The organism is Streptomyces sp. YGL11-2 (assembly GCF_050054615.1).
Taxonomy (GTDB): Bacteria; Actinomycetota; Actinomycetes; order Streptomycetales; family Streptomycetaceae; genus Streptomyces.
Genome location: NZ_JBNHIN010000048.1, coordinates 49,694 through 65,307 on the forward strand (window position 1 = coordinate 49,694; position 15,614 = coordinate 65,307).

The following is a 15,614-nucleotide window of genomic DNA, read 5'->3' on the forward strand; positions in this document are numbered from 1 at the left end:
GACCGACCTCCAACCTTGCCCAATCCTGACGGAACTCGGGCTCTGGGGACAGGTGTTGTGGGTAGAGAGGGCAGTGCGGGCGGAGCAGGGGGCACTCGCGGGGTCGCCACGGTCCGCCGACTCGGCTTTCCGGGGCCGGCGTTGGCCGGCCGCATGCTCCTACGGCCCGCTTCGGCCGCCGCCCCCGTCGTGGCCGGAACACCGACCGGGGCACCGCCCCTCGAAGGATGGCAGGCCATGACGATCTACCAGCACGTGCCGCACCCGCACATCGCTTCACGGCACGCCCACGGACCGGTGAAGGTCAGCGATCAGCTTCCCCAGGACAACGCGCTCACCCGGTTCAACACCAGGATCGCGATCGTGATCACCCGGGCCGTCGGCAGTATGTGGTGTGCCTACGCGTTCGCGCTGTTCGATCTGATCAGCCTGCCGGACGCGATCAGGGCCGGGGCGTCGGCCATCGTGGCCTGGGTGGCGCAGACGTTCCTGCAACTGGTCCTGTTGTCCGTCATCATGGTCGGCCAGAACGTGCAGGCCGCCGCTTCGGACCGGCGCTCCGAAGCGACCTTCCACGATGCGAGCGCGACCCTGCACGAGGTGGCGCACCTGCAAAGCCACCTCGCCGCACAGGATGTGCTGCTGACCCGGATCGCCGAGAAGGTCGGTCTGGAACCGGTACCGGTCATCGATGCGGCCCCCGGTAGTGAGCCGGGGGGAGAGGACCCGGACGACTGACGGGACCTCCTGCCGCGGCCCAAGGCGCGCCGGGGTCGGTCCGCGGCTGTCATCGGCCCATCCGGCCTGCGCTCCCCGGGCTGTCACCGCCGGTGCGGTGACGCCGTCGGTCGGCGTCTCGATGCGGGCCTGCTCAGTCCCCGGCCTCCGCGAGTCGGCGCAGCAGCGGCTCGACCTCGATGAGCCGGCGGATCTCGTCCGGCCGGAGCGCGGTGAGGCGCCGGGCGAGCACCTGTGCCTCACCGCGGGCGACGTCCGCCAGCGCCGCCGTGCCCTGCTCGGTGAGCAGGACCCGGCTGGCGCGCCGGTCCTTCGGATCGGCTTCCCGGCGTACCAGGCCCGCCGACTCCAGGCCCAGGACCGCGGCGGTGACGGTCGGTTGGGAGCAGGGCACCCACTGCGCGATCTCCCCGATCCGGGACGGTCCGCGCTGGGTGAGCAGCGCCAGTACGGCGATGTGGGTCAGCTGGACGCTGCCCGCGGTGGCGGATCTGCGCAGGCTCCGGGTGAGCCGGTGCAGCGAGATCACCAGTTGCAGCGCCGCGTCGTCACCGATCGTCATCGCTCACCCATCACCTGCCGTACCGGACCGAATCCGCGACTGATCCCTGCTCAGGGCCGTCGTGGATCAGGAGAGCGTAATGGCGGGGGAGTACATCTCCAACCACAGGGCCAGGTCCAGGGTCCGTTCGAGGCCGCGCCGTGACGCCTGGGTGATCTGCGGCGCCGCGTGGTCCGCCGCGCGCTTGAGCCAGTCGCGGTCGACGAGGTCGAAGACCTGGTGCGAGGGGCGCGCCAGGAGGTCCTTGGCATGCTGCTGGAGTGCGACCGCGTACTGCGGGTCCTGGGTGGAGGGGTACGGGCTCTTCACCCTGTCGTACACCGACCGGGGCAGCACGTCGGCGGTGGCCTCGCGCAGCAGGCTCTTCTCCCGTCCGTCGAAGGACTTCAGGGACCACGGGGTGTTGTAGACGTACTCGACCAGGCGGTGGTCGCAGAACGGGACCCGCACCTCCAGCCCGACGGCCATGCTCGCCCGGTCCTTGCGGTCCAGGAGGATCCGGACGAAGCGCGTCAGGTGCAGGTAGCAGATCTTCCGCATCCGGAACTCGAAGTCACTCTCCCCGTCGAGCCGTTCGACGTCCTTGACGGCGCGGTCGTAGCCGTCCTGGATGTAGGTGCCGAGGTCGAGGGCGCCGGTGACGTCGGAGGTGAGGATGTTCCCGTCGTCGCCGAAGTGCTGGGCGAAGCGGACGAGCCAGGGGAAGGTGTCGGCCGTGCGGGCCTCCTCGTCGAAGAACTGCTTGTACCCGCCGAAGACCTCGTCGGCCGACTCGCCGGACAGCGCCACCGTCGAGTGCTCCCGGATGGCCTTGAACAGCAGGTAGAGGGAGGCGTCCATGTCGCCGAAGCCCATCGGGAGGTCGCGGGCGCGCAGCACCTTCGCGCGGACGTCGAGGTCGGCCAGGGCGGCGGAGTCCAGCACGATGTCCTGGTGCCGGGTCCCGGCGAGCCGGGCCACGTCGTGCACATAGGGCGTGTCGGGTGTGGCGCGCAGGTCGTCGGCGACGAAGTTCTCCGTCTGGCCGACGAAATCGACGGCGAAGCTCCGCACCGTCTCGCCCACGTCGGCCAGTTGACGCGCCGCCAGTGCGGTCATCGCCGAGGAGTCCAGCCCTCCCGACAGCAGGGTGCAGCGCGGTACGTCGGAGACCAGCTGGCGTCGGACGATGTCGTCGAGCAGCGTACGGACGTGCCCGACCGAGGTCTCGCGGTCGTCCTGGTGCGCCCGGGTCCGCAGTGACCAGTAGACGTGCCGGCGCAGCCCGTCGGCGTCGACGGTGACCACGGTGCCCGGCTCGACCTCGTGCATGCCGTCCCACACGGCGTGCCCGGGCGTCTTGACGAAGGCGAACAGTTCGCGCAGGCCGTCCAGCCCGATCCGCCGCTCGGCGAGCGGGTTGGCGAGGATGGCCTTGGGCTCGGAGCCGAACAGCACGCCGTCGGCGGTGGGGTAGTAGTAGAACGGCTTGATGCCCATCCGGTCGCGGATCATCACCAGCCGCCGGCGCTGCTCGTCCCAGACGGCGAACGCGAACATCCCGTTGAGGTGTTCGGCGACCGCTTCACCCCACTCCAGATAGCCGTGCAGCACCACTTCGGTGTCGGAGTCGGTGGTGAAGCGGTGGCCCCTGCCCGTCAGTTCGCCGCGCAGCTCGCCGAAGTTGTAGGTCTCACCGGAGTAGACGATGACGACCTGGCTGCCGTCGGGGCGCTCGGCGGTCATCGGCTGACGTCCGCCGGGCAGATCGATGATGGCCAGGCGCCGGTGGCCGAGTGCGGCGGGCCCCTGTACCCAGGTGGCGCGGTNGTCATCGGCTGACGTCCGCCGGGCAGATCGATGATGGCCAGGCGCCGGTGGCCGAGTGCGGCGGGCCCCTGTACCCAGGTGCCGCGGTCGTCGGGACCGCGGCAGGCCATCGTCTCGGTCATCGCGTCCACGGTCGCCTGCTCGGAGCGCAGGTCGCGGTCGAAGGAAATCCAGCCGGTGATGCCGCACATGCCATGTCCTCCTGCTCCGAACCCTGGGGCCGCCGACGCAGCGGGCCGGCGCGAGATGCCGCGGCAGCCGGGGCCGGGAGGGGCGGGCAACGCCGATGAGCGGTCGCCCGACCTGCTCCACCAGAGTCTGTTGTATCGAGCACCTATGTAATGAGAGTGCGCCTCGGAGGTAGGTCGCGTCAACCGGGGCGTAACACGGGACGGGGCGCACACGGACGCGCCGCGGCGTGCGGCACAGGGGAGGCGACAGCCGGCGCACCGGCTCTGAACTGCGGGTTCGCGGTGAGAGAGAGCGCCGGGCGGCTCGGACCGCGCGCGGACCGCCCCACGGGAACGGGGGAGAGGCTTTACCGGCAGGCAGCGTGACGCCGGTGCCCGGCAGCGCCAGAACGGCGAGGGGCCGCACGATCGCCCCCCACCACCCACACCCTCCGTCATCAACCGCGACAGCCCCTGACCGGCCACCGCCGAAGCCGTCCCGGGCGCCGCCCCCTCCGTCACATCGCTGTCCGTCCCCGGTCACGCACTCCCCATCTCGGGCCACGGGACATCGGTTATCGGCGCCTCGGGCATCCGCCGAGGTCACGCCCACCGGCAGGGCGACCCCGGCATCGCACCCGGGCTTCCGGAGCGGCCGTTGCGCGCGCCGTCAGGTGGCTTCGTACGCCGCGCCCGCGACCGCGAGGTCCTCCCAGGCCATGCCGACGCTCTTGAAGAGGCGAGGGCGGTCCGGGTCCGCAGAGGCGGCCCCGGCGGCCAGATCGGCGAGCGTCACCAGCGCCTCCGGGGCGAGCCGGCCGCTCTCCAGTTCCGGGATGAGGTCACCGGCTTCGCGGGCCGCGGCGGCCCGGGACTCGACCACGACGGTGCTGCCCAGGACGGTGCGGCCGTCCACCTCGCGGCTGCCGCGCTCGTGGGAGCCGACCGCGGTCACCGCGGCGTGCGGCGGGAGCAGCGCGCCGTCGAACAGCGGGGTACGGGCGGTGGTGCAGCAGGCCACGAGATCGGCGCCGGCGATCGCGGACGGGTCACCGGCCTCGACGGTGAGGCCGGTGTCCCGGCGGGCCGCCCCGACGAACCGCTCGACGTGCGCGGTGGTGCGTCCCACGACGGTCACGTGGGTGAGCGGACGCACCGCGCGCAGCGCGTCCAGGTGGCCGCGGGCCTGCGGACCGGTGCCGAACACCACCAGGCGCCCGGCCTCGGGGACGGCGAGCAGATCGGCGGCGAGGGCCGAGACGGCCGAGGTGCGCACGGTGGTCAGCGTGATCCCGTCGAGCAACGCGACCGGGGTGAGGGTCGCGGCATCGAAGAGCAGGTACTGGCCCTGGACGCGGGGGAGTCCGGCGGCCGGGTTGTCCGGGGCGACGGTGGCCACCTTGACGCCCGCGTAGCGGCTCCGGTGTGCGGGCATCAGGAGCAACTGACCGTGCTCGACGGGCACGATGGTGCGCGGCGGATCGGTTTCGGGGTCCGGCCCGTCGCGCAGCGCGGCGCGGAGTGCGTCGATGGCCGCGGCCATCGGGAGTGCGTGCAGCAGACCGGACTCGTCGATGCTCCGGGGCAGGTGGGGGACCGGGGATGTGGCGCTCATACCGCCGAGTCTGCCCCGGCCCGGTGCGGGGATGCGTGATCTTCGACGCACCGGAGCGCGGGCGGAAAGGAGGAGAGCGCCCGCGGGGCGCTCCTCCCATCGCGCTGCGGCGGCGCCGCAGCCCCGGCGGCCCCGCACCACCGGCGGCCCCGCACCACCGGCCGAGTGCGCCTCGCCCTCGTCCCCTACTGGTCCTTCGACCGTTCCCCGCCCGCCCAAGGTAGGTATCCATCAACTCCACTATGAGATACGGCAGTTGACAGGCCGGTCGATCGCAAAGGTCGCAGGCGACACATGGTGTCGGTTCACCGTACGGCCGCCGCTACCACCTCGACCGCGTTGCCAACCAGCTGTGACAGCCGCCCACGACACGCGCTCAACGACCAGGCGACGCAAGGTGCGTATCCCACACGGGTCGATCCATCCGAGTACGCCGACCACCCAAGCCCGTCCGCCACTCGGTGGCGGGCGTGGAGCCGAGAGCCGGGCCAACGACACCGGCTCGCGCACACACCGGCCAGGTGAGGGTACGGCGACCGCCACCATCGCCCGTCACCCGTTAACCAGTTGCCGTCCCGTTGTGCGTTCCCGTCTGCTGGTGACCGGCCGCACGGTGACGGGCCCGTACCGGCGGCACCGCGTGTACGGGGAAAGCGGTTCGGTGGCGGTGCGATCGGCACAGGCACGACGAGCGAAGACGGGAAGTAGGGGCCGTATGGTCACGACACAACCAGCCCCATGGTGCAGGTCGGCGGTGCTCGCGGCCCTGATGCTGGCCGCCTTCACCTTCAACACCGCGGAGAACCTTCCGGTCGGCCTCCTGGAACTCATCTCCCAGGGCCTGCGGGTGTCGGTGCCGGCGGTCGGCTACCTGGTCACCGGTTACGGTGTGACGGTCGCCGTGGCGTCCCTGCCGCTGGCCCACCTCACGCGGGCCCTGCCCCGGCGCCACGTGCTCACGGGACTGCTGGCCGCGCTCGTCGTGTCCAGTCTGGCCGCGGCGCTGGCCACCTCCTACTGGGTGCTGCTTGCGGCGCGGCTGCTGACCGCGCTCGCGCAGGCGCTGTTCTGGGCCGTGATGGGGCCGGCCGCGGTGGGCCTGTTCCGGCCCGAGGCGCGCGGGCATGTGGTCGGCGCGCTGTCCGTCGCCGGCTCGCTCGCCCTCGTACTCGGCGTCCCAGCCGGGACCTGGCTGGGGCAGCAGAGCGACTGGCCGGTGCCACTCGCGGCGCAGGCGGGTCTGGGGCTCGTCTCCCTCGTGACGATCGCGGTCCTGCTGCCGACGTCGCGCCCGGAAGAAGGGCACGCCGCCTACGGAACCCACCCCGACGCCCGCCGGTTCGGAACCGTGCTGGCGGCCGGGGCCCTGTCGGCAACCGGGGCGTTCGCGGGATTCACCTACATCGTCAAGTTCCTGGGCGACGTGAGCGGGTTCTCCCAGAACACGGTCGGTGCCCTGCTCGTGGCCTTCGGCGTCGCGTGCCTGGCCGGGGTGAGCATCACCGGGGCGCTGCTGGACCGCGTTCCGCACCACACGCTGACCACTGCCGTGGCCACGCAGGCGGCGGGCATGCTCGGACTGTCCGCGGCCGGTACCGATCCGGTGGCGGCGGTGGTGTTCCTGCTGCTGATGGGCGGTGCGCTCGGGCCGGTGTTCATGGCCACCCAGAACGAGATGCTGCGCTCCGCACCGGGCCGCACGGATCTCGCACTCGCAGCCAACTCCGGTGTCTACAACGCCGGTATCGCGGCGGGCGCCGCGCTGGGGGCACTGGCCCTGCCGCTCGCCGGCGTGCGGGGCACCTTCCTCATGGGCGGGCTGCTGACCACCGGGGCCTGCGCGTTACTGCTCGCCGAGCGGCTGCTGCCTGCGGTGAAGGCGACACGGGCCGCAAAGGCCCTTCCGAACCCGTAACCCCAGGCAGCGGTCCGCCGGGTACGGGGGAGCCGAGCACGCGAAATGCCGGGAAGGCGGACGGCGACGCGGCTGTGAATGGTGCCGATGAGGAGGTTCCCGCCGCACCGCAGCACCGGCCGCACCGGCAGCCGTCATGGCGAGTACGGGTGCTGTCCGCTTCGCTCTCCTGCGTTCTGACCGACGTCGCGAGGGTCGGACGGACCATGTTGCGTGAGCCACTCGGGCACAACGTCCATGTCGGCGATCCGACCCTTCGCGGCGTCCTCGGCACAAGGCCGACCCGTGAGCTGCGCAACGTCATCGTCGCCGAAACTCCGCAACGGGTGCCGTGGCTTCCACCTCGGCAATATCGCTGCGCGGATGGTCCTCGAATACCGGTAATGCACCCCGTCGGCACACGAACCGAACCCCGTGTGCCCTACATTCCCCGTCGGCCCGCCGCCTCAGAGGCGGATGATGTTGTTGCACCCGTGGGACGAGCCGAGCCTGGTGACCTGCACGTCCGGCCTCTCGATTTCTCTGTGCGGGAAGCCCAGGTGGTCCCGGAACCGGAGCTCGCCGAATACGTCGACGTTGTCGTCGAATGTTCTGCATGCGGTGCTCTGCCGGATGATGACCTTGCGGCCGCCCGACTTGCCGTGGTCGCGTCCGCCGCTCGACTGCTGCTGGTAGGTGCTCTGGGTGCTCGACTGGGGGCGGTTGTCGTAGCCGCCCGCCCCGCCATCGGCGTAGGCGGTGCCGGCGCCGAGGAGGCCGACGCTGCCGAGAACGGCGACCACGGCGGCAGTCTTGTGAAGCTTGCGCATGTCATCTCCGATATTCGGGCGGATTCGATCGGTAATTGATCGACTTCATACTGTTAATGGAGGTTAAAGCAAAATGAGACGCGCCCACTCGGTGACGCGCCGAATTCCACGACACTCGCGAAGCGACGAGGCCACCCCTATCGGCTGACCTGAATTTCAGATAACTGCCGGGCGTGGTTTGGCGGCGCTTCGCGGATCAACCCGGGTCGGCTCGTTCGGCGGGTCGCGTCCTGCTCGGCGGACGCCCGTAGAGGCAGGTGCGGAGCGGCTCAAGGACCTTCTCCGGACCCGGTAGAGCCCACTTTGCCGCCCGGCTGGTGAGCTTGGCCGTCCGGACAGCCGATCGGAGCGTCGTCGGACGCGACGCCCAGCACCACCGGAACCTGTCCACGGCCAACGCCGGGATCGCGCGTGACGTCGATGACGTGCATGCCCTCGCCGCCGAACAACTCGTCGGTCCGAGCACACCACGACGGTGCCAGAACCACACGTACAGCGACGCACGCGAGGGCTTCCCTCCCTTCCGTTGCCTGGTCGCCGCTGATCTTGGAAGGGCTCGTTCCGTTCCGCCCTCGTACCACGCACGCCGCGGACGCGGACGCTACGAGACGGCTCAACCAGGCTCGTCGACGAGAGCCCAAAAAAATTTCGGACGGCGATGTCGAGAACCGGTGACCGGCTCCGTCCCCGTGGTGAAGGTGACCACAATGGGTCGCACCAGCACCGAGGAGAAACACGATGGCCAAGTACCTGCTGCTCAAGCACTACCGCGGCGCCCCGGCTCCGGCCAACAACGTGCCGATGGACCAGTGGACGCCGGAGGAGATCACGGCGCACGTGAAGTACATGCAGGACCTCGCGGTCCGGCTTGAGGGGACCGGCGAGTTCGTCGACGCTCAGGCGCTCGCCCCTGAGGGGACGTGGGTCCGGTACGACGGTGAGGGGCGCCCGCCGGTCACCGACGGCCCGTTCGCCGAGACCAAGGACCTCATCGCCGGCTGGATGGTGGTCGACGTCGACAGCCACGAGCGCGCCGTCGAGCTGGCCGGGGAACTGTCGGCCGCTCCCGGGGCGGGCGGGAAGCCGCTCCACGAGTGGCTGGAGCTGCGCCCGTTCCTGGCCGCGCCGCCCACCATCACGGAGTGACCGGTCCGATGGACGAGGCCCTGCTCCGGAGCCTCACTCCGAGCGTGCTCGGAATCCTCGTCCGCCGCGGAGCCGACTTCGCGGCGGCCGAGGACGCCGTGCAGGACGCGCTGGTCGAGGCGGTCCGCGTCTGGCCGGCCGACCTGCCGCGGGATCCGAAGGGCTGGCTGGTCACCGTGGCCTGGCGCCGGTTCCTCGACGCGACCCGGGCGGACGCCGCCCGCCGCCGGCGTGAGGACCTCGTCGACGAGGAGCCGGCGCCCGGCCCCGCGCCCGCGGTGGACGACACGCTCCAGCTCTACTTCCTGTGCGCCCACCCGTCGCTGACGCCGTCGTCCGCGGTCGCGCTCACGCTGCGCGCCATCGGCGGACTGACCACCCGCCAGATCGCCCAGGCGTACCTGGTCCCCGAGGCGACCATGGCGCAGCGCATCAGCCGTGCCAAGCGCACCGTCTCCGGCGTGCGTTTCGACCAGCCCGGCGACGTCGCCACGGTGCTGCGCGTGCTCTACCTGGTCTTCAACGAGGGCTACTCCGGCGACGTCGACCTCGCCGCCGAGGCCATCCGACTCACCCGACAGCTCGCGGCCGCGATCGACCACCCAGAGGTGGCGGGGCTGCTCGCCCTCATGCTGCTCCACCACGCCCGGCGCGTCACCCGGACCGCACCCGACTGCAGTCTGGTACCGCTCGCCGAGCAGGACCGCGGCCGGTGGGACACGAAGTCGATCGCCGAGGGCGTCGAGATCCTGCAGGCGGCCCTCGCCCGTGACCGGCTGGGCGAGTTCCAGGCCCAGGCCGCCATCGCGGCACTCCACGCCGACGCGCCCACCGCCGAGGAGACCGACTGGGTGCAGATCGTCGAGTGGTACGACGAGCTCGCGCGCCTGACCGAAAGCCCGGTCGTCCGGCTCAACCGCGCAGTCGCCGTGGGCGAGGCCGACGGACCGCGTGCCGGCCTGGCGGCGCTCGCCACGCTCGACGACTCACTGCCCCGCCACGCCGCGGTGGCGGCGTACCTCCACGAGCGCGGCGGCGACCTGGCGGCGGCGGCACGGCTGTACGCCGAGGCGGCCTCCAAGGCACCCAACCTCGCCGAGCGCGACTACCTGACGCGCCAGGCCGCCCGGCTCAACGCCCGCCGGTGCTGCTGAGGGGTCGCGCTCCGATTTCCCGCAAGGGCCGGTTCGGCTGGCGGTGTCGCGTCCCACTCCGCATGAGAGGGCGGTGTCCAACTCCCCCATGAGAGGGCGGTGATGATGCCCTTCGGCCGTGGCCGTGCGGCGCGATGCCGCGAGCGAGCGCGGACCACCGGCGCCCTGCCGTATTGCGTCGTATCGCGCCGTGTCGCGCCGTGTCGCGCGGGAAGGCCGGTACGAGCCGACCGAACCGCCCGGGCCGTCGCGCACGCCATCACGACCACCGTGCACTGCTGCCGGCTCGACGCGGTGACACCGGACGGCAAGGCGAGCGGGCCCGCCGGACAGCCCTTTGCGGCCTGTCCGGCGGATCGAGCAGAACGGGGACACGGACACGGACACGGCCTACGGTCGCCGCACCTCGAAGAGGAAGCAGCCGTACTCCAAGGCTCGCACGTGTACCAGCGCCACCTCCGGGTCGGCGAACGCTTCCTCGAAGGCTCGGTCGAATCCGGCCTCGGCGTCCTCGGGGATCTCGAAGAAACGCCCTCCGACGATGTGCCCCGCGCCGTCGTAGCGACGGATGGTGCGCAGCGCCCCCGGCCGCGCGAAGGGATGGCCCTGGGTGTCCCGGGGCCCGTCACAGTCCTCGGCATGGATGAACACCGGCCCTGATTCGTCATACGCCCCGGGCGCCGCCCCCGTCATCTCCGCCCAGCGCCGCAGTGGCGCGTACGAGACGAGCGCGACCCGCTCACCGGGCTCGATGGCCCGCAGACAACAGCGCAGCGGACTGCCCACACAGTCCAGGGGGATGCCGTCCTCACGTGCGGAGTAGGGCTGCAGGGGCCGCCCGGAGTCGTCGGCGTCGCGGAGTTCCTTCAGGGTGGTCGGAGGGATGGGAAGTGAGATGTATGCGGTCATGAGTCCAGCATCGTGGGCTCGTCCCTGGAACGCTGGCGGGATTCGGACGCGAAGGTGGGCGGCGTAGCCGGCTGTCGAACGGGAGGAGCGGCGTGCGACGGTTGCATGCGCCAGGCGAGGAAGGCCGCAGATGCTGCCGAACTCGCGGACAGCCGGCTCGCCTGCGGGGTAGGCCGTGTCCGACAGGCCGCCATAGCCGATTCAGCCTACAGCGGGCACCGTTCAGTAACGTCGTCGGTTTCGGCTCGTTGGCACGACATGACAAATACGCGTCGTGCACTCGCCGGTCTCGCGCTGGCGACTGCGTTTCTTGGCCACATGTCGGTACAGGCTTTGGCTGCCTCGGAGGATGACACTCCGATTCAACCTCACGTCCAGATGCCTCTGAGCGGCCTCTTCACGGACCACGGTATTCCGGTTGATTGGAGAGTTCTTGGACACGCTCTCTGATTTGCGCGGTCTCTGATGCGCGCGGTCTCTGAATGCGCCAACGATGTGCGTGTGGGCAAGCCCCGCCTGAGAAGGCGGGGCTTTGCCATGCCAGCTGGTGCCAGGCGCCGGCCGGTCGCCGGTGACGACGCGGGCCAGGGTGGAATGCCACTGTGCGGTCCCGGCGTTGTGGTGTACGCCGAATTCCGCCAACGAACGGTATCTCGGTGTCGAGTTTGGGCGGCGGGTGGGTGATGACGGGCCAGCGCTGAAGCACGGGCGGCACGCTGGGCGCCGTATCCGTCGTTCTGCGTGCCAGGAGCGCTCATGTCCTTTCTCGATCCGGTAGCCAACACCGCCCGGCTGACCGCCGCCCTGCGAGCGAGGGAATCCGAGCGGCCCGACCGGCTGTTCACCGATCCGCTTGCCGCGGTACTGGCCGGGAAAACCGGGCGCGAGCTGGCCGATCAACTGGGCGATGCGCCCGCCATCGCGATTCGCACCCGGTTCTTCGACGACCTGCTCACCAGGGTCACCGGTGGTGAGGACGGGCCCCGGCAACTGGTCCTCCTCGCGGCGGGCATGGACACCCGGGCCCATCGGCTGGCCTTCCCCGCCACCACCCTCTACGAGGTGGACCGGCCGGAGCTGTTGCGCCTGAAGGAGACATTGCTGGCGGACGCGCCCGAACCGGCCTGCCGCCGGGTCGCCGTCGGCGCGGACCTCGCGGGCGACTGGCCGCGATCGTTGGCGGAGGCGGGCTTCCGGCCCGGGCTACCCGCCTGCTGGCTGGTCGAGGGACTCACCCAGTATCTCCAGGAGCCCGACGTACTCCGACTGTTCGACCGCATCACCGCGTGCTCGGCACCAGGCAGCCACCTGCTGACCGAATTCGTCGCCGGTTCCCTGCTCCGCGACCCGGCTGCCCGCCCCGTACTGGATGCACTCGCCGAGCAGGGCGCGCCCTGGCACTACGGCACGGACGCGCCGCAGCCCCTGTTCACGGAGCGCGGCTGGCGGGTGGAGTCGGTGTCGTTCGCCGAGGTCGGGCAGGAGATGGGGCGATGGCCTGAAGACGGCAACGCGGCCGGGGGCCACCTGGTGCATGCCGTGCGGTGAGGACGGGCGCCGCCGGATCACGGGGAGGGGCGCCGCAGACGTGGTGGCAGTGGGAACGAACGAGTCCCAGGGGTCGCATCGCCGGCGACCGAGGAACTGGACGTGCGATCTCAGGTGAGAAGGAGGCGCAGGTCGGCCTGGGCTCGTTCGACGAGGCTGCGGGCGGTGTGGTCGGAAACTCCGAGGTGGCGGCCGATGCGGCGGTACGAGCGTGCGGGCTGGTTGTCGAGTCCGTACCGCAGGATCAGTGCGTCGGCCTGGCGCGGGTCCATGCGGGCCAGGGCTGAGCGGGCCGCACCGATGAAGTCCTGGGTGACGGCCGCGTGTTCGGGGTCGGTGAGGGTGTAGCCGGGCGCGGGCAGGTCTTCGTCGTCCTCGCTGGCCACGACGCGGAGTTGCCGGTGGAGTGCGGTGACGGTGGCCGGTGAGATCCCGAGGGCGGCGGCGGCCAGGTTCAGACTGTCGGCGTGTTCGTCGAGGGCGCGGCGCAGGGCGACAGTACGGCCGACGAGATCAGCGGGCAGGACAGCGGGAAATTCCTGTTGGGAGATGGCGCGCTGGATCTCCTTGCGTACCCAGGTGCGTGCATACGCGGCGAAGGGCACGGCGCGCTCGGGATCGAAACGGGCCGCGGCGATCAGCAGCCCGAGGATGCCTGCCTGCCGCAGGTCTGCCCGGTCGATGTGCCAGGTGCGGTAGCGGGCGGCCTCCCGTTCGACGAGGTGGCCGTGTTCCATGACGAGGCCATCCCGCTGAATGGCATCAGGTTCGGCGTGGTGGCTGCTCACCGCGGTGATCTCCTGGGTCGGTGTCGGTCTGCCGGTATGTGGATACCGGGACAGTCGCCGGACGCGAGGTTCGCACCGTCGCCGGTTGCCGGTATCAACTCCGACGACCGAGCAACGCCCAACCGAGCAACGCCGATCTGGAAGGACTGCGCATGTCCGACGCCAGCAATGCCCCCTGGAAGGCAATCAAGATCGTCCCCTATGGGGCGGTTCTGTACGTGCCGGAGGATTGGGAGGCGCTGCCTCCCGTTCCGGCCAACGGGCCGGAGATCCTGCGGGCCACGGGCGGCCCGGGCCGGAACCTCATCGTCTTCAAGCTGTCTGCCAACGGCCTGACGGCGGCCGGCGTCGCCGACAAGGCCCAGGAAAGGCTCGCAGCCCATGGCTACGAGGACTTCACCCGCACCGAGGTCCGGTTTGCCGGACAAGCGGGAGTGGCACTGGACTTCGTCACCGGCGGCACCAGCGGCACCAGCGGTACCGGCGGCGCAAAGGGCAGCCGCCGGACGCGTGAGTACTTCGCGGTGCGGGGGAACGCCGCCTTCGTGCTCGGCATGGGAAGCGCGATGTGGGAGGAGCATCTGCCGCTGATCGAGGGGATCGCCGACAGGTTCGAACTCGGTGAGTGATCCGTCCCCGCCGCTGGGTTCCGTACCAGCACGTGGGTTCCGTGCCCCCGTGCTTCGCGGTCCTGCACCGACTCCTCCAGGCTTCGGCGTGCTCGCTTGACGCCGAAGCCTGGAGGCTTGGTGGACGGCGATCCGGACACCCTCGCGACCGCGCTGTTCGTGACGGTGATGACCAGCACGGATACAACAAACGGCTGCGGCGCGCGGCGGACCTTCTAGACCGCGGGCTGTTCCTGGAGTGCCTTCTCAGTCGTGGGAGCCTCGCGGCCGGGGCGGCCGATGGCTGCTCCGAGGACGGCGTTGTTGGGCAGGAGCGTCTTGCCGTCGTCCGTGTGGAGTTCGACGAACAGCAGGGTCATGTCTGTTACCTCGCCGTCGATCCGGCCGCCCAGCGGACCTGACTGGATGGTGATCCGCTCGCCGATCGTGAACGGGTGCGCGACCAGCAGCACCAGTCCGGCGAAGATGTTGCCGAGCACCGGCTGGGCGGCGATGCCCAGGATCACACCGGTCAGCGCACCACCCAGCAGCAACTTGCCCCACGGCACCCGGACCAGGCTGAGTGCGCCCAGGATCACCAGCGCGTATCCAGACAGGAGACAGATCACCCGCAGCGCGGCGGAGCGGTTGTCGCTGATCCGCCCGGTCAGCAGTTTCACCAGATCGTCCGTGGCTCCGCGCACGGCGATCAGTGCGCCTACGAGGAAGACTCCGGCGCTGATGCCGGCGATCACCCGGGAGCCCAGTGACTGGTGGCTGTCCGAGCTCCCCAGGAGTCCGCCGAAGTTGAGCGACACGACGAGCCCGCCGAGAGCGAGTGATGTGGTGATGACGGCCCGCCTGGTCCGGATCACTCCTCGCCAGTGCAGCCGGTGCCCGGCGGCGGTCCCGCCCGCGGCGTTGTGCGCATGACCCACTGCTGTGCCCCCGTGTTCGATTCCGTGGTGTGGGTGTCGCGGAGCAGACTACCCATGTCAGCGGGGGTGGGATTCCCGCCCTGCTGCTGGTAGGGCGTTTGGTCTTGCGCTGGTGGAGGCGGTGCGGGCCGGGTCGGGGGAGGCGTTGCGTCGACGTGCTCCGGGTACGACGGCCTCTTCGGGCGGTCATCCGGCCATGAGGTCCTCCACCGTTGCTCGATTGCTCGGTTGCGCAATTGGTGGGCTATGCTCCTGGAGGTTTGAAGAAGGCACCTCGTTCGGTGAGGCGTCTGCGCGGACACAGGCCACTGACCCCACGACGTCGAGAGACGCCCAGGTTCAGGACAGGTTTCCCCGGCCTAAGGGGTGACCCCAAGTGGCTTCCCCGGCAAGGGGATTACGCCGTGCAGTGCCAAAGCTCTGACGAGTTGGGGTGAACCGGTCACAAGGCCGGTCTGCTCCTTGCCGAGTCGCATGGCGCCAGGGTGGCGCCCCGGCCGGGGGGAGGCGAGAGACGTGGACTGCGGTTGTAGTAGTCCGGGCCACAGTCGGCCCCGCATCCGATCGACCTCACCCGTCTCCGGCATGCCGTAGCGACACTTCTCACGCACCTTCACCCACGCGCGCTCGCCCAGCCCCAGGCGGTTCTGTCCCGCTGCGGGCGGATGGGCCGCGCCCCGGTGCGGCAAGTGGCCGCCGCATGCCCCGATCGCCTCCCCTTGCCGGGGGAGTCGGGAGGCCCGTCATGACCACAGAACTGACCACCGAGCCGTCCGCCGAGCCGACCACGACGGCCCCTGCTGCGGCATCGCGCGCCGCGGTCCTGGACGACGCCCATGTCGGCGACATTCGTGGCGCGCTCGGCACCATCAAATTGGACGACACCGGCGAGCGGCGGGGCCTGT

The 15,614-nt window shown here is 70.7% G+C and carries 12 protein-coding genes, 1 pseudogene and 1 riboswitch; of the genes and pseudogenes, 6 read left to right on the forward strand and 7 right to left on the reverse strand.

Features of this window, described 5'->3' with window-relative positions; all coding sequences use genetic code 11:
- The first annotated feature begins 237 nt into the window (after positions 1-237).
- Positions 238-738 carry a hypothetical protein gene (locus ACO1BR_RS35000; RefSeq protein ID WP_426799143.1) on the forward strand — a complete coding sequence of 167 codons (501 nt, stop codon included), beginning with the start codon at positions 238-240 and terminating at the stop codon, positions 736-738.
- Positions 739-871: 133 nt separating this feature from the next.
- Here ACO1BR_RS35000 and ACO1BR_RS35005 read toward each other — a convergent pair whose 3' ends face one another.
- The 3 genes and pseudogenes from ACO1BR_RS35005 to ACO1BR_RS35015 all read right to left on the reverse strand — a co-directional run bounded on the left by ACO1BR_RS35005 (position 872) and on the right by ACO1BR_RS35015 (position 4,894).
- Positions 872-1,300: a MarR family winged helix-turn-helix transcriptional regulator gene (locus tag ACO1BR_RS35005; protein ID WP_426799144.1), complete on the reverse strand. Its 429-nt coding sequence runs from the start codon at positions 1,298-1,300 to the stop codon at positions 872-874.
- A 66-nt stretch (positions 1,301-1,366) separates the two neighbouring features.
- Positions 1,367-3,300: pseudogene (gene asnB, locus ACO1BR_RS35010) on the reverse strand (asparagine synthase (glutamine-hydrolyzing)).
- Positions 3,301-3,949: 649 nt separating this feature from the next.
- Positions 3,950-4,894 (reverse strand): ornithine cyclodeaminase family protein, encoded by a 945-nt coding sequence (locus ACO1BR_RS35015; RefSeq protein WP_426799145.1) that lies wholly within the window; start codon positions 4,892-4,894, stop codon positions 3,950-3,952.
- A 715-nt stretch (positions 4,895-5,609) separates the two neighbouring features.
- Between ACO1BR_RS35015 and ACO1BR_RS35020 the strand changes: the two genes are divergently transcribed.
- The gene (locus ACO1BR_RS35020; protein ID WP_426799146.1) at positions 5,610-6,809 is read left to right on the forward strand and encodes an MFS transporter; all 1,200 of its coding nucleotides are present in this window, start codon (positions 5,610-5,612) and stop codon (positions 6,807-6,809) included.
- A gap of 446 nt (positions 6,810-7,255) precedes the next feature.
- Here the strand turns inward: ACO1BR_RS35020 and ACO1BR_RS35025 are convergent, their stop codons facing one another.
- Positions 7,256-7,618 carry a hypothetical protein gene (locus ACO1BR_RS35025; protein WP_426799147.1) on the reverse strand — a complete coding sequence of 121 codons (363 nt, stop codon included), beginning with the start codon at positions 7,616-7,618 and terminating at the stop codon, positions 7,256-7,258.
- Positions 7,619-8,356: 738 nt separating this feature from the next.
- On the opposite strand from ACO1BR_RS35025, the gene ACO1BR_RS35030 reads away from it, so the two are divergent.
- Positions 8,357-8,764: a YciI family protein gene (locus ACO1BR_RS35030; protein WP_426799148.1), complete on the forward strand. Its 408-nt coding sequence runs from the start codon at positions 8,357-8,359 to the stop codon at positions 8,762-8,764.
- 8 nt (positions 8,765-8,772) lie between these two features.
- Positions 8,773-9,918: an RNA polymerase sigma factor gene (locus ACO1BR_RS35035; protein ID WP_426799154.1), complete on the forward strand. Its 1,146-nt coding sequence runs from the start codon at positions 8,773-8,775 to the stop codon at positions 9,916-9,918.
- A gap of 390 nt (positions 9,919-10,308) precedes the next feature.
- On the opposite strand, the gene ACO1BR_RS35040 is transcribed toward ACO1BR_RS35035, so the two are convergent.
- Positions 10,309-10,827, reverse strand: coding sequence for a DUF1203 domain-containing protein (locus tag ACO1BR_RS35040; protein WP_426799149.1), 519 nt, complete (start codon positions 10,825-10,827; stop codon positions 10,309-10,311).
- 756 nt (positions 10,828-11,583) lie between these two features.
- Between ACO1BR_RS35040 and ACO1BR_RS35045 the strand changes: the two genes are divergently transcribed.
- On the forward strand, positions 11,584-12,375 hold the full coding sequence (locus ACO1BR_RS35045; protein ID WP_426799150.1) for an SAM-dependent methyltransferase: 792 nt from the start codon (positions 11,584-11,586) through the stop codon (positions 12,373-12,375).
- A gap of 110 nt (positions 12,376-12,485) precedes the next feature.
- Here the strand turns inward: ACO1BR_RS35045 and ACO1BR_RS35050 are convergent, their stop codons facing one another.
- Positions 12,486-13,163 (reverse strand): sigma-70 family RNA polymerase sigma factor, encoded by a 678-nt coding sequence (locus ACO1BR_RS35050; protein WP_426799151.1) that lies wholly within the window; start codon positions 13,161-13,163, stop codon positions 12,486-12,488.
- Positions 13,164-13,315: 152 nt separating this feature from the next.
- Here ACO1BR_RS35050 and ACO1BR_RS35055 point away from each other — a divergent pair, with 152 nt between their 5' ends.
- The gene (locus ACO1BR_RS35055) at positions 13,316-13,792 is read left to right on the forward strand and encodes a hypothetical protein (RefSeq protein ID WP_426799152.1); all 477 of its coding nucleotides are present in this window, start codon (positions 13,316-13,318) and stop codon (positions 13,790-13,792) included.
- Positions 13,793-14,007: 215 nt separating this feature from the next.
- Here the strand turns inward: ACO1BR_RS35055 and ACO1BR_RS35060 are convergent, their stop codons facing one another.
- The gene (locus tag ACO1BR_RS35060) at positions 14,008-14,646 is read right to left on the reverse strand and encodes a mechanosensitive ion channel family protein (protein WP_426799153.1); all 639 of its coding nucleotides are present in this window, start codon (positions 14,644-14,646) and stop codon (positions 14,008-14,010) included.
- Positions 14,647-14,975: 329 nt separating this feature from the next.
- Positions 14,976-15,149: riboswitch (M-box (ykoK) riboswitch) on the forward strand.
- The last annotated feature ends 465 nt before the right edge of the window (positions 15,150-15,614 follow it).